The 20,970-nt window shown below is 55.7% G+C and carries 15 protein-coding genes; 9 read left to right on the top strand and 6 right to left on the bottom strand.

Going from position 1 to position 20,970, the window contains the following annotated elements:
• Window positions 1–61 precede the first annotated feature (61 nt).
• The 5 genes from ACO2Q8_RS13030 to ACO2Q8_RS13050 all read right to left on the bottom strand — a co-directional run bounded on the left by ACO2Q8_RS13030 (window position 62) and on the right by ACO2Q8_RS13050 (window position 10,710).
• Entirely contained in the window at window positions 62–1,741 is a 1,680-nt protein-coding gene (locus ACO2Q8_RS13030) for a RagB/SusD family nutrient uptake outer membrane protein (protein WP_423345252.1), read from the bottom strand.
• A gap of 10 nt (window positions 1,742–1,751) precedes the next feature.
• Complete coding sequence (locus ACO2Q8_RS13035) at window positions 1,752–4,877, bottom strand: SusC/RagA family TonB-linked outer membrane protein (protein ID WP_423345253.1); 3,126 nt, start codon at window positions 4,875–4,877, stop codon at window positions 1,752–1,754.
• Between the two features lie 242 nt (window positions 4,878–5,119).
• The gene (locus ACO2Q8_RS13040) at window positions 5,120–9,319 is read right to left on the bottom strand and encodes a two-component regulator propeller domain-containing protein (protein WP_423345254.1); all 4,200 of its coding nucleotides are present in this window, start codon (window positions 9,317–9,319) and stop codon (window positions 5,120–5,122) included.
• Window positions 9,320–9,477: 158 nt separating this feature from the next.
• On the bottom strand, window positions 9,478–9,909 hold the full coding sequence (locus ACO2Q8_RS13045; protein ID WP_423345255.1) for a hypothetical protein: 432 nt from the start codon (window positions 9,907–9,909) through the stop codon (window positions 9,478–9,480).
• A gap of 141 nt (window positions 9,910–10,050) precedes the next feature.
• Window positions 10,051–10,710 carry an RNA polymerase sigma factor gene (locus ACO2Q8_RS13050; protein WP_423345256.1) on the bottom strand — a complete coding sequence of 220 codons (660 nt, stop codon included), beginning with the start codon at window positions 10,708–10,710 and terminating at the stop codon, window positions 10,051–10,053.
• 372 nt (window positions 10,711–11,082) lie between these two features.
• Here ACO2Q8_RS13050 and ACO2Q8_RS13055 point away from each other — a divergent pair, with 372 nt between their 5' ends.
• From ACO2Q8_RS13055 to ACO2Q8_RS13085, 7 genes are all read left to right on the top strand, one after another.
• Complete coding sequence (locus ACO2Q8_RS13055; RefSeq protein ID WP_423345257.1) at window positions 11,083–11,673, top strand: gluconate 2-dehydrogenase subunit 3 family protein; 591 nt, start codon at window positions 11,083–11,085, stop codon at window positions 11,671–11,673.
• Between the two features lie 144 nt (window positions 11,674–11,817).
• On the top strand, window positions 11,818–13,536 hold the full coding sequence (locus ACO2Q8_RS13060) for a GMC oxidoreductase (protein ID WP_423345258.1): 1,719 nt from the start codon (window positions 11,818–11,820) through the stop codon (window positions 13,534–13,536).
• A 155-nt stretch (window positions 13,537–13,691) separates the two neighbouring features.
• Window positions 13,692–14,954, top strand: a complete 1,263-nt coding sequence (locus ACO2Q8_RS13065) for an Ig-like domain-containing protein (RefSeq protein ID WP_423345259.1) — start codon at window positions 13,692–13,694, stop codon at window positions 14,952–14,954.
• Window positions 14,955–15,030: 76 nt separating this feature from the next.
• Window positions 15,031–15,582, top strand: a complete 552-nt coding sequence (locus tag ACO2Q8_RS13070) for an RNA polymerase sigma factor (protein ID WP_423345260.1) — start codon at window positions 15,031–15,033, stop codon at window positions 15,580–15,582.
• Window positions 15,569–16,930 (top strand): hypothetical protein, encoded by a 1,362-nt coding sequence (locus tag ACO2Q8_RS13075; protein ID WP_423345261.1) that lies wholly within the window; start codon window positions 15,569–15,571, stop codon window positions 16,928–16,930. The genes ACO2Q8_RS13070 and ACO2Q8_RS13075 overlap by 14 nt, the downstream gene beginning before the upstream one ends.
• 115 nt (window positions 16,931–17,045) lie before the next feature.
• The gene (locus tag ACO2Q8_RS13080; RefSeq protein ID WP_423345262.1) at window positions 17,046–17,624 is read left to right on the top strand and encodes a hypothetical protein; all 579 of its coding nucleotides are present in this window, start codon (window positions 17,046–17,048) and stop codon (window positions 17,622–17,624) included.
• Between the two features lie 68 nt (window positions 17,625–17,692).
• Window positions 17,693–17,947: a hypothetical protein gene (locus ACO2Q8_RS13085; protein ID WP_423345263.1), complete on the top strand. Its 255-nt coding sequence runs from the start codon at window positions 17,693–17,695 to the stop codon at window positions 17,945–17,947.
• Window positions 17,948–18,095: 148 nt separating this feature from the next.
• Here ACO2Q8_RS13085 and ACO2Q8_RS13090 read toward each other — a convergent pair whose 3' ends face one another.
• A complete protein-coding gene (locus tag ACO2Q8_RS13090) occupies window positions 18,096–18,974 on the bottom strand; it encodes a hypothetical protein (protein WP_423345264.1) in 879 nt (292 codons plus the stop codon).
• A 171-nt stretch (window positions 18,975–19,145) separates the two neighbouring features.
• Here ACO2Q8_RS13090 and ACO2Q8_RS13095 point away from each other — a divergent pair, with 171 nt between their 5' ends.
• Window positions 19,146–19,505, top strand: a complete 360-nt coding sequence (locus tag ACO2Q8_RS13095; protein ID WP_423345265.1) for a hypothetical protein — start codon at window positions 19,146–19,148, stop codon at window positions 19,503–19,505.
• Between the two features lie 96 nt (window positions 19,506–19,601).
• Window positions 19,602–20,897, top strand: coding sequence for an acetylxylan esterase (locus ACO2Q8_RS13100; RefSeq protein WP_423345266.1), 1,296 nt, complete (start codon window positions 19,602–19,604; stop codon window positions 20,895–20,897).
• Window positions 20,898–20,970: the final 73 nt, after the last annotated feature.

Here is a 20,970-nt window from a genome sequence, read left to right on the forward strand (position 1 = left end):
GGCTGGCTTCCGGCGAACGGGGAAGCCAACCGACACGTTGTGGCAAGATACGATTTCGGAATCAATACCCCGGATTTTGTTCGAGCTGATTGTTCGACGCCTGAATCTCGGCGCGCGGAATGGGCAACCAGTATTGTTTTTCGGCGAAACTCCGCCCGGTCAACGCTTCCTTGGTTTTGTAGGTATACGTAGTGCCGGTTTTGGTAATTTCAATGCCATAAGCCGGAACGTTCTCGGTCTGGGGCGCAATTTTCCAGCGACGCACATCATAAAACCGGTGCTCTTCGAACGCCAGCTCGACGCGACGTTCGTTCCGAATTCGATCCCGCATCTGCGCCTGGGTCAGGCCCGTCGGCAGGGCAGGCATTCCGGCCCGCTGCCGGATGGCGTTCACGGCGGCATACACCGACGCATCCGGCCCGACGGCTTCGTTCTGGGCTTCGGCGTAGTTCAGCATCACCTCCGCCAGCCGGAAATAAATCCAGATCTGCGTTCCGGCAATGTCCCACGGATTGTCGATCGGCAGGTTGTCGTTCATGAATTTCTTCAGGTAGTAGCCGGTTTTCGACGTATTCCAGTTCGACGGGCCATCTTTGCTGTCCTTGCCGCCTGGAATGAACGTCTGAATGGTGCTGTTCCGGTAGGCGACATCGTTGTACAGAATCGTGGCGTAAAAGCGTGGGTCGCGGCCTTTATACGGGTCCTGCGCGTTGTAACCCGACGCCGGGTTGGTGATGGGCAAACCGGTAGCCGCCATTTCGTAGGCATCGACCATGTTTTGCAGCGGGACGTTGCCGCCCCAGGCGTTGTAGCTGTTGGGGCCGTTGGCAATTTCCAGACAAACGTGCCGGGCACCCTGCGCATACAGCCGTCCGAAAATCACTTCCGAATTATAAGTGGTACCGCTGAACATATTACCGTAACCGCCCGTATACAGGCTGTACTGGTTCAGGTCCATCACGGCTTTGGCCGCAGCCGCAGCCGCCTGCCAGGTGGCCGCGTTGTACAGTGGACTCGCGCCGTAGAGCAGCATCCGGGCTTTCAGCGCCATCGCTGCGCTCTTTGTCGCCCGGCCCAGCGCCCAGGAGCCGCCGTTGGTAGCCGGAAGTTGGGCGATGGCTTCGTCCAGTTGCGCCACCACGTAGTCGATGCCTGCTTTGATGTCCGAGCGCGTAAACAGTTCGGGGCTGGTCAGGTTGTCGCTGATTTCGTACACCTTATCGCCCAGCAGCACCACCCGGCCGTAGTTCCGGATCAGGTCGTGGTAGCGGAATGCCCGGATAAACTGCAACTCGCCTTTTAGGGCTTTCCGGCGGCTTTCGCTGAGGGGCACTTCGCCGATGTTCGCCAGCGCGTAGTTTACTTCCCGAATGCTCCGGTAACTCCGGCCCCAGAACGTTCCGGCAATCCCGGTGTTTTCGGGTGCCAGTTGCCCGCGCTGGATCAGCCAGGTGTTGTCGTCGTTGTTGTAAATGGATTCGTCCGTTACCGACGACCACATGGCGTACTCAAAACCGCGCCCAAAACCGGGTAGCGTGCCTTCCGCTTCCTTTTCGGTCAGGCGTGTACCCAGGTAGCGGTTGGTGACGTAGGCTTCAAAAAGAACGGAGTCCGACAGGATGGAGGCATCGGAAACCCGGTCGGTCGGGACGACGTCCAGCAAATTTTCCTGACAGGCCGACACCAGCAACAGGGTTGCCGACAACACCGACGGAATGGTAATATGTTTCAGAAACTTCATGGTGATTCGATTAAAGCTTGATGTTGACACCCAGGTTCAGGATTCGCTGTTGGGGGTAAAACTGGCCGCTGCTGCTGTTGCCTTCCGGGTCGAAATCTTTCACGCCCGTAATCGTGAACAGGTTGAACGCACTGGCATACACCCGCAGGGAATTCAGCCGAATGCGCGACAAGACGGTTTTGGGCAACGTGTAGCCAAACTCCAGGTTTTTCAGCCGGACAAACGAGGCATTGTTCAGCCAGAACGTGTTCGGGTACAACCCGCCGTTGATCGACGACGAGGCCCGCGTATCGACCCGGGGATAGCTGCCGTCCGGATTGGTCGGGCTCCAGCGGTTGTCGGCCCAGCTACTGTAGAAGTTTCCGACCTGGCCGGATTCGGGCAGCACGTACTGGCTCACCATGCCCTGACCCGCAAAAACAATCGACAGATCGAACGCCTTGTAGCCGCCGTTGAACACCAGCCCGTACGTCAGCAGCGGCACGTTGCCATAGTTTGTCCGAACCTGATCATCGGCCGTGATGACGCCGTCCTGGTTGTAATCTTCCAGAATCAGATCGCCCACCTGCGCGCCTTGCACGTGCGGGTAGCGGTCGAGATCGGCCTGGGTGCGGAAAATCCCGAGCGTGCGGTACAGCAGGTACGTGTACAGCGGTCCACCGGTCTGGCGCTGGTAGTCGAGCAGGCCCGGCGCTTCGTCGATGAACACGATGTTGCTCTTGGCGTAGGTGGCATTCCCCGAAATCGAGTATCGGAACGCGCCCGAATGGCTGTAACCCAGCGTGGCCTCAAACCCGCGGTTATGCACTTCGCCGAGGTTTTCGTCGGGCACCAGCGCGCCGGACCCGTAGGGATTCACAATCCCCGACGTATTCGGAATCGAGGCATTGCGGGCGGCCAGAATGTTTGAGCGTTTCTGCTGGAAGTAAATGAGCTCGAGGTTGAAATTCTTCAGAAAAACCGCATTCAGACCAATGTCCATCTTCCTGGACGTCTCCCAGGTGATGCCCGGATTCGCCAGTTTGGTCAGGTCGATGCCGGACGTGATCACGTTGGAACCCAGCACGTACTGGTTGTTGAACGTGTAGTTGTTGTAAAACTGGAACTGCCCGACGTTATCGTTCCCGAGTGTTCCGTACGACGCCCGGAATTTCAGGTCATCGATAAACCGCACGCTGTTTTTAAACCACGACTCTTCCGAAATCCGGTAGCCCGCCGAAACCGAGGGGAAAAAACCGTACTGCTTGCCTTTTGGGAAGATCGACGACCCATCGACCCGGGCCTGCACCTCCGCGAGGTACTTCTGCTCGTAGTCGTAGGCAAACCGCCCGATGAAGCTTTTCCGGGTAAAGTTGTAGCTACTGCCGGAGTTGTTTTTATCGGTCGCTGCAGCCCCGCCCTGCGAAAGTTCGGGCGTCGAAGCTGTGGGGAAGTTGATCCGCGAAGCTCCGAACGTGATCTCGTTCCGCTTGTTCTGTTCGTAGGCCACGAACGTGTTAATGTTGTGCTTCCCGAACTGCCGCAGGAAACTCAGCCGGATGTTCTGCGTCAGGTTCGTCAGGTTCACCTGGCTTTGCGACAGCGACGGTTTTCCGGCCGAACCGCCCGTGACAGTCGGGTTGTACGAATCGGTGGCGTCGTTGTAGCTGTAGAGCGTGTACGGAATGCTGAACGTTTTGCTGAAGTTGAACGACTTATCGGCTGAGTAAAAACCGTCGATCGAAAGCCCTTCCAGGAACGGCAGGTTGTAGCTCGCCCGCAGAATCCCGTTGAAGATGGAGGCCGGGTTCTGGGTCGTTCCGCCCCTATCCGTGCCCAGCACCACCGGGTTGTTGTTTTCGATACCGGTCGAATAATAGCCGTTCGGATAGCGGTCGATCACCGTCGGATAGGCGCGGTAAATGGACCGGAACACCGTACCGGCCGACGAAACCGGAAACTGCCGGTTTTCCTGCCGACCCGACAGCGAAACGCTCACTTTCAGGTCCGGCGTGATGTTGGCGTCGACGTTCGAGCGGAAATTGTACTGGTTGTATTTTGTCGCCCCGTTCCGGTACAAACCGTCCTGGTAAATCGTCCCGAGCGAAACGTAGTATTTCACGTTGTCCGTTCCGCCATTGACGCCGAGGTTGTGCTGGTTTTGCAGCGCAGACCGCTTCAGCGTCGCCTTCTGCCAGTCAGTATTCGGGTAGTTGATCGGATCGGACCCGTTGCGAAACCGCTCGATTTCCTCTGCGGTGTAGAACTGATTCATGCCGCCCGCCGGGTTGTTGTAGTAATCGATCTCGTTCAGGATTGTGGCAAACGTCGGTGCGTCGGCCAGTTTCGGCAGTCGGGTCGGCGACGTAAAGCCCTGGTTGAAGCTGTACGAAATCACCGGTTTGCCCTTGCTGCCGCGTTTGGTCGTCACGAGGATGACCCCGTTGGCGGCCCGGCTTCCGTAGACGGCGGCTGAGGCATCTTTCAGAATGGAAATGCTTTCGATGTCGTTCGGATCGAGTCGTTCAAGCCCGCCGACCTGCCCCGGAATCCCGTCAACGACGATCAGCACGTCGTTGTTGCCGGTCGTGGCAAAACCGCGCACCGTGAAGCTGGAACCGTCGTACCCCGGCTCTCCGCCCCGGTTGTTGGCGACAAAACCCGAAAACCGCCCGGCCAGCGAGTTCGACACGTTGGGCTGCGGACTTTTCACAATCTCAGTGCCTTTTACTTCGGAAACCGAACCGGTCAGTGTGGCTTTTTTCTGCGTGCCGTAGCCCACCACCACAATTTCGTCCAGTGTTTTGTCGCTGCTCACCAGCTTAACATCAATCTGGGACCGGTTGCCCACCTCGATTTCCTGGTTAACGTACCCGATGTACGAGAACACGAGCGTGCCATTGCCGTTGGGCAGGTTCAGCGAGTAGTTGCCTTCCGCGTCGGTCGACGCCCCGGTGGTAGTTCCTTTCAACAGGACGCTGGCCCCCGGGAGCCGTTCGCCATTGTCGGCGGTGATCGTTCCTTTGACCGTAAACGTGGCCTGGGAAAAAGCCGGTAGCGATACTGCCAGTAGTAGGAGCAGCGTGATCAGGGCGCTCCCGCGAAGACCCGTCAGCAGGCAAGGCCGGAAGGGTTCTCTACGAAAAGTTTGGTTCATACAGACTGGTTTTAAAATGCGGAATTAGGTTGGTTAAGTAGGCTTTGGGCGTCGTCCCGGAAAAATACCAACGGGATTTGGATGGCCCGGTTTTCTTTAAATCGGTCAATCAAAAGTAGGATTATTCAAATGTTCCGGGCAGGGGACATTTTCGCATTTGAAAGGGGGTAAATCAACAAAACGGGCCGATTTTCTTGGAATCGGCCCGTTTTACCTGTTCAAACTTCAATGTTTTGGGGAGATCAAGCGGTTTTCGACAGGAAAAGGTCGGTGTGGGCGGTGGAGTTTTGGTGAAACGGTTTTCTGTATTTTTTCACATACTCCGACGGTTTCATGCCGAACAGTTTCTGAAATTGTTCGCGGAAATACCGGCTGTCGTTGATGCCAACCTGGTAGGCGGTTTCCACGATCGTATTGTCGGTCGTGATCAGCAACTGGGCGGCTTTCCGGAGTCGGATAAACCGGATGAAGCTGTTCATCGATTGCCCCGAAATGGATTTGATCCGGCTGTACAGCGTCGAGTGGCTCATCCCGATTTCGGCCGCCAGCACCTTGATCGAAAAAGCCGGGTCGGTCAGGTGATTTTCCACAATCCGGATACATTCCCGCAGAAACTCGGTGTATTCGGGCGAAATCTTCAGGTCGTTGGCCTGCAACGTGATTTCGTTGTAAAAATACTTCTGCAAATCCTGCCGGTTTTTGAGCAGCGCGGCCACCCGGGCCACCAGCAGCTCTTTGTCGAACGGTTTGCTGATGTAGTCGTCGGCCCCGCCCTCGATGCCCTGCAGGCGGTTTTCGGGCGAGGTGCTGGCCGTGAGCAGCACGACTGGAATGTGGCTCAGCGACGCGTCGGTTTTGATCTGCCGACACAGGTCCAGCCCCGTCATTTCGGTCATCAACAAGTCGCTGATCACCAGATCCGGCTGGTGTTTTCGGACGAGTTCGAGCCCTTCCCGGCCATCGCCCGCTTCAAAGAGTTTGTATTGCCCGGCAAACAGCAGCCGCAGGTATTGCCGGATTTCGGGGTCGTCGTCGACCAGCAGCAGGCTATGGGTTTCGGCATTGAGCTGGTCGAGCATGTCCCGTCCCTGGGGCGCTTTGGGGTTCGGAGCAGGCAGGGCCGTACCGCCCGAAAGCTCTTCCAGCAACACCGATGTGGGTTTGTCGCCCAACTCGGCCTGCGGCACCAGTTCGGGGTGCTGTTTCCAGAGTCGCATCGTAAAAACCGTCCCCTCGTTCAGCCGGGACTCGAAGGTCAATGTTCCGAAGTGGTTTTCCACGAACGTCTTCGCCAGGTGCAACCCAATCCCAAAACCGCCTTTTGAGAAAAACCGGTCGTCTTTGTACTGGTGAAAAACCGCAAAAATCCGGTCACCGACCTGCTCCGGGATGCCCGGCCCGGTGTCGCTGACCGTGATCCGCACGCGCTCGCCGTCTTCTTGAATGCTGACCAAAACCGTACCGTGTTCCGGCGTGAATTTCAGCGCATTGGCAATCAGGTTGAATAAGGCAATTTCGATCTGCTCCCAATCGCCGGGAATTTTCAAGTCCTCCGATTCACACCTGAATTCATACCGGATGTGCTTCTGTTCGGCCTGGTGCAGAAAACAGTGGTAGACCTCCCGTGCCAGTTCGGGCAGGTTCAGGCTGACCGGTTTTAGCCGCTCGGTCTGTTGTTCGGCTTTCCGGAACAGCAACAACTGGTCGACCAGGCTCAGCAGCCGTTTGGCGTTGCGGTAAATGCTGTTCAGGTTGGTTTCGTCGGTTTTGTTCGGCTGGGCGGCCAGCAGTTCCTGTACTGGGTTGATGATCAGCGTGAGTGGCGAGCGGAACTCGTGGGCGATGTTGGTAAAAAACGACAGCTTTTTCTCGTTCAGTTCCTTGTCCTTCTGCCGTTCCATCCGGGCCAGTTCGATGTCGTACTTCAGCCGTTGCTGGTCGAGTTTGTAGCGTTGGTAGAATGAAAACAGCGACACGCCCGAAATCGCGTACAGCAAATAGGCCCACCAGGTCTGGTACCAGGGCGGCAAAATGGTGACCGGCACGCTGGCGTAGGCGTCGAACCAGACGCCGTCGTGGTTGGCGGCTTTCACCTTGAATGTGTAGTTTCCGGCGGGCAGGTAGCGGTACGTCGCGACGTGTTCGTTGCCCACGTAGGTCCAGTCCTTGTCCAGCCCTTCCAGTTTATACGCAAACCCGTTTCGCTCAGGATAGGCGTAGTTGAGTGCGGTGTAGTGAATCGAGAACACCGGTTCGCTGGGTTCCAGCACCAGGTGGGTTTCGGGCTGGATGGGGTCGCTGACCGGTTTTTGGTCCTCGTTCGGCGCGGTTCCATTGCCGTTCCGGCCAAACACACGTAGCCCCGTAATCATCACCCTGGGCTGATAGTCAGACGGTTTGACGGTTTTTGGGTAAAAGAGATTCCAGCCGCCCGTGCCGCCAAACACCATGAACCCCGCCTGCCGATTGAACAGGGCCGAACCGGGGTTGAACTGCCCTTCCTGTAAGCCATTGCTGCGGTCGAAATTGTCGATGCGGCCCGTTGCCAGGTTGATTCGGGACAGTCCGGCGTTGGTGCTCACCCAGATTTTGCCGGTTTCGTCGGCCTGAATGGCATTGATGACGTTATTCGCCAGCCCGTTCTGGTCAGTGAACAGGCGAGTGGTTTTCGTTCGGAGATCATACACGAGCAGCCCGTTTCCTTCGGAGCCGACAAACAGCCGGTCGAGGGAGTCGAGGTGAAGCGAAAAGACGATGTGGTTGGAAAGGTAGGGCGTCCGCTGCGGTTGGTTGAAAAACGATGTAAACCGCATCGTCTTCGTATCCAGGTAATTCAGGCCACCCCCGTAGGTACCGATCCAGAGATTGCCCCGCCGGTCTTCCACAATGGCCCGGACATCGTTGGAATTGATCGAACTGTTCGACGGAACGAAGTTCGTAAACGTGCCGGTTTGCCGGTTCAGGCGACTCAAACCGCCCCCGTTGGTGCCGATCCAGAGGGTTTTGCGGGAATCTTCAAAAATCACCCGCACGTCGTTTTTCCCCAGACTGGCCGGGTTGGCCGGATCGTGACCAAACCGCCGGAAGGTGTCGGTGGCCGGGTCGTACCGAAAAAGCCCTTTGGAATACGTCCCGAACCACAACTGATTGCCGCTGTCGCGGTAGGCGGCTAATATAGCCCCGTCGGTCAGGCTACCCGGTTTTCCATCGACGGCGTAATGCCGGACAAGCTCCCCCGTCGGTTTGGACTTGTAGATTCCGTCGCCGTCGGTGCCGAGCCACAAAAAACCGTCTTTGTCGACGCATAGGCCGTAAAACCGCTGGAACCCTTCGGCGCGGGTGTCGGCGGTGCGCTTTTCAAACTTGCGAAAATACTCGGGCAGGCTGCTGATCAGGTAAACGCCTTCGCCGTACGTGCCGAGCCAGATGTTCTGGTCCCGGTCGCGAAACAGCGCCTGCACGGATCGCTGCGTAATGCCTTGGTTATCAAGGTGTTTTACGGGTTCAAACGAGAAGTCGGCGGGCGGGCGGCTCTGGACCTGTTTCAGATTGAAGCGGTAGAGCCCGCCGTCCTGCACCCCGACCAGCAAATGCCCCCGATGGTCTTCGAGCAGCGACAGATAAATATCGCTGCGGTAAAACGTCGGGAGGTGCAGCCCGTAAAACCGGTTTTCCGCACGCTTGTAAAAAAACAGCCCCTTGGCCGAGGCAATCCAGACGTTTCGGGCGTGGTCCTCGTAAACCGCATGGATGCGGGTTTTGGGCAGGTCGGCCAGGTCGACCGGCGCTTGGGTCCACCGGCCCGCCCGGTTTTTTTGCAGCACATTGATGCCCGAATCGCGGGTGCCGAGCCAGAGCCAGCCGCGCGAATCTTCGTAGACGGTCAGGATGGAATTGGTGGTCAGGCCGGGGCTGTTGGCTTTTGAAAAGTAGGTAAACCGGTGGCTCGTCAGGTCGAAGGAGGCAAAACCGGCACCGTTGACGGTCAGCCAGAGGTTGTTGTGGCGGCCCTGCGAAATGTCGGTTACGTCGCTGCTCCGTCCGGGCGGGGTAGGCTGGTAGCGGTTAAACTGCTGGCTGGCAGGTACAAACTCGTTCAGGCCGTTTCGGGCGGACGCCCAGAGGGTGCCGTTGCGGTCTTTAAAAATGGCTTTGACAAAATTACCCGACAGGCTGTGGGGATCTTCGGCCTGGTGTTTGAAAACGGTGAAGGTCGTTCCGTCGAAGCGGTTCAGGCCATCGCCCGTGGCAAACCACATCAGCCCTTCGTTGTCCTGGGTGATGCTGTTGACGACACCCAGCGAGAGCCCTTCTTTCATGGAATACCGCAACACGCGCCCCGGCGATGGGTCGGGTTGGGCGTACAACGGGTAGGCTAACGGGTTGAGTAACAAGAAGAAAAGTTGGGCCAAACCCGTCAACTTCACAAGCTTTTCGTTCATCAATACGGTCAGTTGGCAGAAGCAAATAACGAATTTACGCTTTTTTGCCGTGACCTGTTGCATCGTTTGATGGACGAAATTTGTAAAGGGCCTGGAAAGTGCTACCTAAGCGCCCAGGTCGGCAGAAAAAGTTCTGCCGACCTGGGCGTTGCTGGTTGTCAAATCCGCGTGGTGGTCGGTTCCGGTCCGTTGTTTGTCTCGGGTTCCGGTGCCCAGCTACGGCCAAAACCGCGCGGGCCGCAGTGGTTTCGCCATTGCTCTTTCATTTGCTGCTTAAATTGCTGGCGTTCTTCGGGCGTCATCTGTTGCCAGCGGGCCGACATGCGTTGCTGCCAGTAGGCATGGCGCGGATGGCCGTAGTGTCCCCAGCCGCGACCACCCCAGCCCCCGCGAAAACCGACCAGAATCCGGCTCAGCAACAGCAGCCCGAGCGCCTGCCAAAAGGTGATCAACGGCCCGGCGAATAAAACCGGAACCAGCCAGTTCCAGAGACTCATGACCGCAAAACCGGCCAGGGTGATGAACAGCAGACCGAAGGCTAGAAAACCGAGTCCGCGACCGAGTCCGCGTTTAATCCAAAATCGTTTCATTACTTAATTAATGGTTGAATGGCTAAATGGTTATTGTTCCGGGAGCTTCTGCATTTTGGAGGAAGGCTGTTGGTCGTAGGGCTGACAGACGGCAAAGCCCAATCCTTTTAAAATCCACATCGTTTCCATGGTAATGGGTGTTTAATTGCTAATCCATTCGTTGTATAAGCCCCGCAGCCGGTCGCGGAGGTACAGCACCGCGTATCGTTTGCGCGACAGCAGTGTGTTGATCGGGACACCGGTTTCGTCGGCCATTTCCCGAAAGCTCTGGCCGTCCAGCTCGTGCCGGACAAACACCTCGCGCTGGTCGGCGGGTAACTCCGAAACCGCCTGCATGACGGCTTCCATAGCGGCTTCGCGCATCAGGCTTTCGTCGGCGCTCAACTCGTCGGCGGGCAGCAGGGCCGCCAGCAGCAACGGTTCACCCTCATCGTCGGCCCGGGCGCGGTGTTGTTCTTCGAGCGAAACCGGCCGCTTTTTCCGGTACCAATCGATAATTTTCCGGCGGGCCACGGCGAACAACCAGCCCGCCAGGTGTTCAATCGGCTGCGTCAGTTCGTCGGTGGCGGTTTGGGTTCGCCGGTCAATTTCGGCCCAGTCCATCAACACATCCTGCAGGAGGTCTTCGGCATCCTCGCGCGTCGGGAGCCGTCGACGGATAAAATCCAGCAGACGCGGCCGTTCGCGCTGAACCATGCGGACAGCCTCCCCCGGAGCGGTCTTCCCGGAGGAAGCCGGATCGAAACCGGCGTTTTCCAATTCGTCCGATTGCAGAATAGGCGTCAGCGCAACGTTTCTCATACAGTAGGGAAGTCGGATGAGAACAGCGGATATTGTAGGAGCGGTGCGGGAAACCGTTGAAAAAGGATAAAGGGACTATAAACCAGGTTGAAAGGCCGGAATCGAGGGTTGAGACTCCAACCAGCACGTTTTTTTGTCTTCGTCTTTTCTCATTCGTTTCAAAAAAGAAAGTTGACTACTTGTTTCGATTGAATGCAGATTTTTGGCAGATTTAAGCCCCGATTAGCTACAATCTCCGTTCTGCTACCATCGCTCCGTATTATTTACGGCGAAACGGACCGGGTGCCATACAAATAGCCGCTCGATTGCCTATATTTGTCATGGATTATTCCGTTAGTTTTTTGAATCTCACTAATCTTTTACTAATCCAACATGAACAGAAGAGATGCCTTGATGCGGGTTGCGGCTTTGATGGGAACATCCCTGGCCCTGCCTGCACTCGCGGATACGCTCGAAGCGTCGGCCACGAAGCGGGCCTTGAGCGGAAAACCTCTGTTGTTTACAGCCGACCAGGATACGATGGTCGCTGAAATGACCGAAGTTATTATCCCGACGACCAATACGCCCGGTGCCAAGGCCGCCAAGGTCAATGAAATCATTGATATCATCCTGAAAGACTGCTACCCCGAAAAAGATCAGAAGCAGTTTCTGGACGGTTTGGCGCATACCAATGAGCTGAGTCAGGCGGCCTACAGCAAGAATTTTGTGGCCCTGGATTCAACCCAGCGGACGGATATTATGGCGAAACTTCAGTCGGAAGCCGCCGAGCAACGCAAAGCCATGGCGTCGATGCCCGCCGACAAGCGGTATACGCCGTTCTTTAACATGCTGAAGTCGCTGACACTGAACGGGTATTTTACGTCCGAAATCGGCGCGACGCAGGCGCTGTCGTACGTGGCGGTTCCGGGCCGGTTTGAGGGTTGCACTGACCTGAAACCGGGGCAGAAAGCCTGGGCAACCTAGTTTGTAATGAACAATTCATAATGAATAATGAAGGGGTTGCCCCAACGGGAGGGTAAGAACCGGGTCATTCTGTTTTCATTGTTCGTTCGAAGCCGCTGAGCGGCATTGTTCATTGTTCATTTTCCATTCTTCATTTCAATCAGCATGAATCTTAACATTGATAGTATAAAAGCCACGACCTACGACGCCATTGTGGTGGGTTCGGGGATTAGTGGCGGATGGGCTGCCAAAGAGCTGACCGAGAAGGGGTTGAAAGTCCTGATGCTTGAACGGGGCGAAGACATCAAGCACATTGAAGGGTACAAAACCGCCATGACCGACCCCTGGCAGTTTCCGCACCGGGGCCGGGTACCGACTCAGATTGCCGAAGAACAGGCCGTGCAGGCCCGGACAGGCTATACGATTTCGGAAGCAACCGCTTATCTGTTCGTGAACGACAAAGAAAACCCGTACCTGGAAGACAAGCGGTTCGACTGGATGCGGGGCTACCACACCGGCGGGCGTTCGTTGATGTGGGGTCGTCAGAGCTACCGGCTGGGCGACCTGGACTTTGAAGCGAACGTAAAAGAAGGCGTCGGGGCCGACTGGCCGATACGGTACAAGGACATTTCGCCCTGGTACGACTATGTCGAGAAATTCATCGGCGTCAGTGGCTCGCGCGACGGTTTGATGCAGTTGCCCGACGGTCAGTTTCAGCCGCCGATGGAGATGTACTGCCTCGAAAAACACGTAAAAGGTGCTGTCGAGAAGAAATTCAAAGACCGGGTCATCACGATTGGCCGCGTGGCCCACATCACGAAGCCGACCGCCCAGCAAACCGCTTTGGGCCGGGCCCAGTGCCAATACCGGAACCTGTGTAGCCGGGGCTGTCCGTTCGGGGCGTATTTCAGCACGCAGTCGGCCACGTTGCCTGCGGCTATGAAAACCAAACGACTGACGTTACGGCCGCATTCGATTGTTACGTCGGTCATTTACGATGAAACCAAGAAAAAGGCGACGGGTGTGCGGGTGGTCGATCAGTTGACGAACGAAGAACTGACGTTCAACGCCAAGATCATCTTCCTGTGTGCGTCGTCGATGGCGTCGACCTACATCCTGATGAACTCCATCTCAAACCGCTTCCCGAACGGGTTGGGGAACGACAGCGGGGTGCTGGGGCATTATGTGATGGACCACCATTTCCGGGTGGGTGCCAGCGGCATGTACGAAGGCTTCGAAGATAAATACTACTACGGCCGTCGGGCTAATGGGATTTACGTGCCCCGTTTCCGGAACCTGCCCGGCCAGGAAAAACGTGACTACCTGCGCGGTTTTGGCTACCAGGGCGGGGCATCGCGCATGAACTGGGCGCGCGGCAACTCGACGGAAGGCTTCGGTGCGTCGTTCAAAGACGAAATGACCAAACCGGGTCCGTGGGTGATGAACCTGGGCGGTTTTGGCGAGTGTCTGCCGTACTACGAGAACAAAGTCGTGATCGACAAGTCGAAGAAAGACAAATACGGTCTGCCGGTGCTTCGTTTCGATGCCGAGTTCAAGGAAAACGAGATGAAGATGCGGAAAGACATGGGCAACGATGCCGCCGAAATGCTCGAAGCCGCCGGGTTGAAAAACGTGACCATCAACGACAACGGCTCGTGGCCAGGGCTGGGTATCCACGAAATGGGCACCATCCGGATGGGCAACGATCCGAAGCAGTCGGTGCTGAATAAATTTAACCAGGTTCACACAGTGAAGAACGTGTTCAATACCGATGGCGGTTTTATGGTCTCGGCGTCCTGCGTGAACCCGTCGCTCACCTACATGGCCATGACCGCCCGCGCAGTCAACTACGCCGTCCAGGAACTCAAGCGGCAAAACCTGTAAGGAGTTAGGAGTTAAGAGTTAGGAGTTATGAGTTGGCTCCGCCGTTTCCTGATAATGTGGCGGAGCAACTCTTAATTCTTAACTCATAACTCCCTTTTGCAACCCTTTCGTGAGTAGCATTGTCATACCTTTCAGCGTATGGTTTCGACGATGGTATGATTAAGTCCCGATTCTATAGTACGGCCCTGACGGTTTTGCTGCTGAGCACGGTAGCCTGCGATCGAATTGAGCAGGATGCCGCGCCGGATTCGGCTTCCGTCAATGCCGAAGAAATCGAATACTATACCTTGCCGGACCAACAGGTTGCGATCGACCTCAAGTCTATTTCCGGCCTGAGTGCCACGACGACTCTCCGCATAACGCAGACCCCCCGGCTGGGCTGGGCTAAATTCAGCGGGAGCGGGTTACTGATTTACACGCCCCAATCGACGTTTGTCGTCGGCGAAGACCAGTTTGCGGTCAGTGCCACCCAGGAAACGAAACTAACCCGATCCTTCCGGATTAGCATGGCCGCCGACAGTAGCCGGATTCCCTGTAATGCCGGGCCGATTCCGGACTGGTACCGCACCCCGGAAGACCAGGCCATCACGATGGATGTGCTGAAAAACGACCGGTTTTGCGATGCGAAGGTTGATCTGGCGACCCTTGAAGTGGGGCAGCAACCCGAACACGGAACCCTGTCGGTCGAGAACGGGATGATTCGGTATACGCCCGCTGCCGGTTTTAACGGGTTTGATTTTTTCTTCTACAAAGTGAAGGCGGTATTTCCCCAGCGGGAGCGTACGTTTTTAGCGCCGGTTCGGATTGGCGTTGGCGATCCGTACAAAGACTGCAAGATTACGTTAAAAGATGACGAAGTGTACTGGAAGCAGTGGTTTGTGACGGATTCGTTGCGAATTCCGGTGTTGAGCAACGATCAGCTTTGTCGCTCCCGGTATGATTTGCCGGTTACGATCACGAAAACGCCCGGTCATGGTGTAGCCAAAGTCTCGAAATACAACACCATTGTCTATTACCCGACGGGCGGTTACACCGGTGAGGACCAACTGACGTACCGGCGTTGCGATTCGGGTGAATGCCTGGAAGCGACGGCCCGGATTTCGATTACCGCCCCGGAGGCCGGTTGCGAACTGACCGCCCGGAACGATAATGGACAGATCGCGGCAGCCGTGCTCCCAACCGATCCGGCGAAACGTCTGGTGTACATTTATCCGCTGGGCAATGACCGGGTATGTACGCCGTTGCAACACCTGACCATTACAGAAAATCCTTCCGGGGCCGATTTGCAGGTGTTTCCGAATGGTGTGCTGGTTTACCGGCCTCCACAGGATTTCAAGGGTGTTTTAACATTTACCTATGAATTGACGGATATCACAAACCGGAAATCGTCGGCGACAGTGAATCTTACCATAAAATAAATTACAAACTACGCATTTGTTCACTCAACGAAAAAACCGTAATTCGTAAGAATACTGTCGACCAGAAGGAGGCCCTTTGTCAGAAATAGAATTGTTGCGGGCGTGCCAGCGCCAGGATGTGCGGGCTCAGACGGCTTTGTACGAACGTCACAAAAGCCGGATGATGGGCCTTTGCCGTCGGTATGCCCGTTCGCGGCAGGAAGCGGAAGACATGTTTCACGAAGGGTTTATTCGCATCTTCCAACAGATACACACCATTGAGCAACCCGACCGGCTTCTCCACTGGATGAAACGGGTCATGGTCAACACAGCCATCAACTGGTACCACAAACACCACCACGAACACTCCGAAACCGATTACGAAGAAGCCTGGGAAACCAGCAATAGCGACCACCTCGACCTGCTGGCCCGCATCAGCACCGACGAATTGCTGCTGTTGGTGCAGGAACTGGCCGACGGCTACCGCATGGTATTCAACCTGTACGTCATTGATGGCTACACGCATCAGGAAATCGCCCGCATGATGGGGATTTCGGAAGGTACATCGAAGTCGCAGCTCGCCCGGGCCAAGGATGTTCTAAAGCAAAAATTGAAACGAATAGGCATTGTCAGTTATGGCAGCTACTGAAGATGAATGGGAACGGCTCTTCCGGCAACGGCTGGAAAACTACGAGTCGGAGCCGGAGGAAGACGCCCTGGAGCGGATTCTGAGCGACTTCAAACCGCCCCCGAAGCCGATCCGAAACCGCACTCGCCGGGTTGCCGCTAGCCTGGCCGTACTGAGTGTTTTGGGCCTGTTTCTGATCGGCGTCTGGCAAAGCCGGGAGGAACAGTCCGAAACAAAACCGGCTTTGGCCACCCGCAGCAAACCCGCTCACAACCGTCAAAACACATCACCAGTCGGAACAGATGATCTACAGAAGACGGTATCTTTAAACGAGCTAAACCGACATGCGGAGGAAAACCGGCTAGCCCCAAAACCGGCGGAATTGCTGGCGGTTCGGGAGAACAAGTTGGTGAAACCGGCAAACGAAACGCAGAATCTGGATACAAAACGACTTTCAACGGTTATTGATAAACAAAATGCAGGAAGCTCGGGCCGGAGCAATCGGGTCCGGAACACGGGCGAAAACGAACGGTATGCAATAGAAAACGCTACGAACGCTTCTTCCAATGTCCTGACGAACGGCCAGGACATCACCTTTTCGGCCGCTGAACTCCGTTTCGAAACCATCCGAAACCGGGCAACCCGGCTTTTGTGGCCGGTTTCGAGTTTGCCAGCGCCATCGTTCGAAACGTATTATCAAACCGCTGCCATCGAACCCGAACGGGTCGTTCGTCGTCCTTCGTGGGTAGGCAGTGTCATGCCTTTGTATACATTCCGGCAACTAACCCCCGCGCGGCAGGATGAAATTGTGATGGAAGAAATCCGGCCCGCCACAAGTCTTTCGGCCCGAACAGGCTGGCGGATGCAGGTGGGCGCCGAGTGGCCCGTGAGTCAGCGGTTTGGTATCCGGGTTGGCGTAGCCTATCAGCAGGTGCAGCAACAGATGACGTACAAAGCCCGCGCGCTACGCTCGGATTCGACAAAAATTGAATGGGTGGACGGGCAGACGGTTAAGCTGACGCCCTTGTACAAGTCTGAGGAACGGCAGGTCAACAACACCTGGCGATATGTAGCATTGAGCGCCGAAGGACGTTGGCAGCTAAACCGGCGTCAAACTGCCATGCGGCACTACCTGACGGCTGGAGGGAGCCTCGGCTACCTGGTGCAGGGGCAGTCTGCCCAGCGCTGGCAACCGTTTTTGCAGGCTTCCTACGGCATCGAGCGCCGACTGACGAATCAGCTTAGCTTGCAGGTCGAACCGGGACTGGTGTACAACCTGATGGCCATGAGCGATCACTCCCGGGATTTCAGTGTAAGGCCTTACAGCTATGGCCTGGTTGTTGGATTACGGTGGAATCCAGACATATGAACAATTTTTTTTATCATTGCCTGAAAAAAATCAACTTTTCTTAAACAACTTCATTCTTAGGGGAGTTTGGTTGGTAATTGGTTTGAATAACAGCCATCAAAAAACAAACTCAACGATGAAAAAGCTAGTGATGATGGGGGCTATGTTAGTGGCGGTTGCCCTCAACGCCAAGGCACAAAACACAACTGGTACAACCAGTTCAGGTACGACAACAGGAACAACGACGGGTACCACAACGGGCACAACCGTTGACCCGCAAACCCAAACCACGAACCCCCAAACTCAGGGCATGAGCGGGCAGTCGACCGGTACAACCGGAACCGTAGGTACGGGCACAACGACGTATCCGCAGGGACAGACTCCGCTGGGAACTCAGTCGCCTACAGGATCAACGGCTAACCCGCAGATGCAGCAATCCGGAACAACCGGTACGACGACCTATCCGCAATCGCAGCAGGGACAAATGAACCGCGAACGCCGTTCAACCGATGCTACGTCTAATCAGACCGATTCGGTTCAGGGTTCGACCTCAACCAACCCGACCGGTACGACCAGCGGCACCATGAATTCGTCGTCAGGAAACACGATGAACTCAAGCGGTACGAATACCAACACGAACGACCGGAAAAACCGGCGCAACCGCAACCGGAACAATTCGTCGATGGGCCGCGACACGCTTCGCGGAAATCAGTAAGGAATAAGTTAGATACTTGATAAAAAGCAGATGCCTGAAAAGACGTCTGCTTTTTTCTCTCTACCGCTATGAAAAAGCTACTGATTGCCGGTTTCCTGGGGATTGCCCTGAACACAGTATCGATTCCGATGCAAACACAGGCTGAGCAGCAACCCGCAGCATCCCAGGACACCGTCCGGAAAGATACAAACCGCATGCGGCAGAGCGACCGCATGCGCCGGGGGCAGATCGACGACCGCCGACCGACCGGTGACCCCAAACAACTGCTCTCCGATTCGCTTCGGCGGGGTGGCGCTACCAAAGTCGATACGGTTCGGCGTTAACAGAAAAGCCTCCTGAGTGGGAGGCTTTTCTGTTAACGAGACGGCTGGCCGGGTTGTGATTCGCTGCCCGACGGCAGAAACCCTTCGACACGGCCGTCTGCGTAATCTATGATGCGTTGGTTTAGTAAAAAAGTGGGCAAAAACCGGGTTAGGGGTTGATGATCGGGTTAGATACCAGATAGTCGTAAGGCTTGGTTTCCAGCAAAAAACCGCTGGTGTTTGCATATTTTTTACGGGTTGTCACGTACCCATCCTCGTTCAGGCTGTACGAAAACCGATAATCGGAATTAATGCCCCCGTAGACAGGTTGCGTTGTTATGAGCCTCAACACCAGGTTTTTGCTGGTTTTTCCGAAGATGCGCAGATACGGGTCCATATTCTCAATGCCCATCGGATTGAGCCGGTATTTGTCTGCAATCAGCGAGCCTCCCCGCACCGTCTGATATTCGTAGGTGTTTTTCTGGAGCAGGTTGTTGGCGTGGTCGTACTTTTTTGTTTCGACCAGGTTATTATCCGCATTGTAAGTGAACTCGGTCCGGCTATCCGGATCAATCTGGCCGTACCGTTTGGTCAACCGTCCTTTTGCATCGTACTGATAATAATAATAGTAGAGTGTCGTAAGCGGAATTCCGTTTTCCAGCTTCGAATAAGCACGTAGTTCGGCCTTCGTGCAACGGCCGCTGGCATCCAGGTGATACGTGCCATCCTCGGTTTTGATTCCATCGACCAGCGTCAGGGTGGTAATTTTGCCGGGGCTGTAGCCATAAGTCGTCACCCGGTTTCCTTCCATGACTTTCTGCAACGTTCCGTCGGAATTATACACCAGGGTGGCGTTGCCATCTTTGACCAGCGTGTATTTTTTCGCCAACGTTACGGTAACATCATCAAACAGCAGGCTGCCGGATTGCGTCGATTGGTCGGCGCTGGAGCCGAAAGGAGCCGAGGGGGTCAGTTGCTGGTTTTCGCAGGATGAAGTGAGCAGCAGTGTCCCCAGCGCCAGGGCGCTCAATTTAGTCAGGTGGTTCATGGTTCTTTGTTGTTTGCTTGCAACAAAGATATATCATCGCCTGCCCGGTCGGCCAGCGCGAGTCGGTAACTGGCGGCAGCTCGTGAATAACTGACGAAAAAAGGAAACGGGTGGGCAAAAACCGGTTTGAGGCAAGTTGCTTATTCCGGTAAAACTGTATTATTTGAACACATGATCCGGAAATTCTTCATTGTACTTGCCGTGGCTGGTGTGCTGGCGACCTGCCAGCATCGGAGCTTTCTGGTGAACGACATTGACCAGAAAGAGACCTTCGTCATTAAAAAAATGTCGCCATTGCCTTACATTGATCCACTGGTAACAGTGCGGTTAACCGGGTATCTGGATGGCAAGGCGGTGGTGTACATTCCGAACGGATCCCGGATTATTGATGAGGATTATGCAATCCGATTAGACAAAGGGCATGTCAGACGGGAGTTATCCCGAGCCTTTACCTACGAACGGTTTTCGGTGGTGTACCAGCCCATCACGGCGAAAGGCGGGCATCTCGAAATTCAAGTTGAAGCGCCTTGAGCAAATACCTGTTCTATAATTTGTCGGGTAGCTGGTAAAACAGAAGCCGCACGGTCTTTTAAGCCTACAGGCTCTTCTGCCGGTTTTTGATACGCTATGCCGACGCTTCTATTCAAACCACTCCTTTTTTCAGGCCTTCTGTTCACGTCACTGCTCAGTTATGGTCAGACGCCCGACATCAACTACGACGAGAGCAAGGTGCCGCCGTACACCTTGCCGGACCCGCTTGTGACTAAAGCTGGTAAAAAGGTCACGACCGTCCGGCAGTGGGAAACCGGGCGACGACCCGAGTTGCTAAAACTATTCGCCGATAACCTCTATGGCCGCACGCCCGAACGGCGGTTGAAAACCCGCTACGAAGTTCGGTCGGTGGACTCCTCGGCCCTGGGCGGTACGGCCATCCGGAAACAGATTTCCGTCGTCTGGACCGAATACCCCGACTTACCTTCCCTCGAATTGTTGCTCTATGTGCCTAAAAACCGGGTCGGCAACAACCGCCCACCGGTTTTTGTGGGCCTGAATTACATGGGCAACCACAGCATCACAACCGAACCCGGCATTGCCCTTTCGACGCACTGGCTCCCGAACCGGCCCGATGGCAAGGTGGTCAACAACCGCGCCACCGAAGCCGCCCGGGGTGTGCAGCAATCCCGGTGGCCGCTCGAACTCATCATCTCGAAAGGCTATGCGGTAGCCACGGCCTATTACGGTGATCTCGAACCCGATCATCCGGAAGGCTGGAAAACCGGCATCCGGTCGGTGCTCGATCCGCCCACGACCGCGCGCCCGGATAGCTGGCAGGCCATCGGCGTCTGGGCCTGGGGCATGAGCCGGATGCTGGATTACCTGGAAACAGACGGGTTGGTGGATGCCAAACGGGCGATTGTCATTGGGCATTCGCGGCAGGGAAAAGCCGCTTTGTGGGCCGGGGCGCAGGATCAGCGGTTTGCCGCCGTGATTGCAAATGAATCCGGCGAAGGCGGGGCCGCGTTGTCGCGCCGGATTTACGGAGAAACCATTGAGCGCCTGAACAGCAGTTTTCCACACTGGTTTTGTCCGCAATACCGGTCGTATGTAAACCGGCCCGAAGCCTTACCGGTGGATCAGCACGAACTTCTGGCCCTGATTGCCCCGCGTCCGCTCTACGTCGCGAGCGCCGAGGGCGACCGCTGGGCCGATCCGAAAGGCGAGTTCCTGAGTGCGCGGCACACCGATCCGGTTTACCAGCTTTACGGCAAAAAAGGCATCGGGATCGACACCTGGCCGTCGGTGCATCAACCCGTCGGTGAAACTGTCCGCTACCACCTCCGAACCGGCGAACACGACGTCAAACGCTACGACTGGGAGCAGTTTCTCGATTTTGCGGAAAAGACGATAGACAGAAGACAGTAGACAAGAGACAAAAGATGGGAGCGATGACCTCTCGTTCCTTTTATCTCCTGTCTCTTGTCTAACCTCTCCTGTC

Origin of the sequence: Larkinella sp. VNQ87 (assembly GCF_049445795.1) — a bacterium.
Lineage (GTDB): Bacteria > Bacteroidota > Bacteroidia > Cytophagales > Spirosomataceae > Larkinella.